Annotated in this window: 1 protein-coding gene; it reads left to right on the top strand. The window is 60.7% G+C overall.

The genetic code is table 11. The features are described 5' to 3' along the window. Positions 1-344: hypothetical protein (locus tag A6A05_RS21245; protein ID WP_172822200.1), on the top strand; the 344-nt coding region annotated here is incomplete at its 5' end. Between the last annotated feature and the right edge of the window lie 410 nt (positions 345-754).

Here is a 754-nt window from a genome sequence, read left to right as displayed (position 1 = left end):
ATGGCGCGGCGCAAGCTCCGCTGCGCCCGGGCGACCATGACGGCGAACAACTCGCCGAACACCGCGCAGGGGCGCTGATCCCCCGGCTGGAAAAGCAGCTGGAGCAGAATCGCGACGAAGCCGCCAAGGCCGCCAAGGACGAAGCAGGAACGGTGGAAAAGGTCCTGACCGCCCAGGTGCAGGGGGTGAAGGATTTACTTTTGCTGCTGGCGACGCTGCTCCCTCTGGCCGGCGGCCTGGGCGGGGCGACTGGCCTTGGCCGAATATCGCGCGAAGTTAGCCAACGAGGGGGCAGCAGCCTGATCCCACCGATTCCGCGCCTGCGAAGGAAAAATGACGGATAAATGAAAAACCCTGTTGACGCCCCCGGGGCAGAGGCGTAGAAAGCGGCCTCCCCGACGGACGGTGCGTCCGAAAAGGGAATGCGAAGAAAAAAGTTGGTCAACTTCGCAGTGGTGACAGGAAAAACTTTCCGGTTACTTCGAAAAAAAGAGATTGACGGGCCGGCAGCCGAAAGGTAAAAGCCTGCCTCCCCGAAAGAACCGGATGGTTCGATTGGGAAACGCGGAGAGTTCAACGAACTCCGCGGAATTGCTGGGACGGAAAGTTCTGGTGGTTCGAAAAAAAAGGGATTGACGGTGTGGTCGGCACCGAGATATAAGCCGGCCTCCCCTGACGGGGACGGGTTCTGCGGCGGTGACGCGGCGGGGTCTGACGGAGGCGAAAGTCTCCACGCTCTTTGACAAGTGAAGAC

The organism is Magnetospirillum moscoviense (genome assembly GCF_001650635.1).
Classification (GTDB): domain Bacteria; phylum Pseudomonadota; class Alphaproteobacteria; order Rhodospirillales; family Magnetospirillaceae; genus Magnetospirillum; species Magnetospirillum moscoviense.
This window is presented reverse-complemented; position numbering and strand designations above follow the sequence as displayed.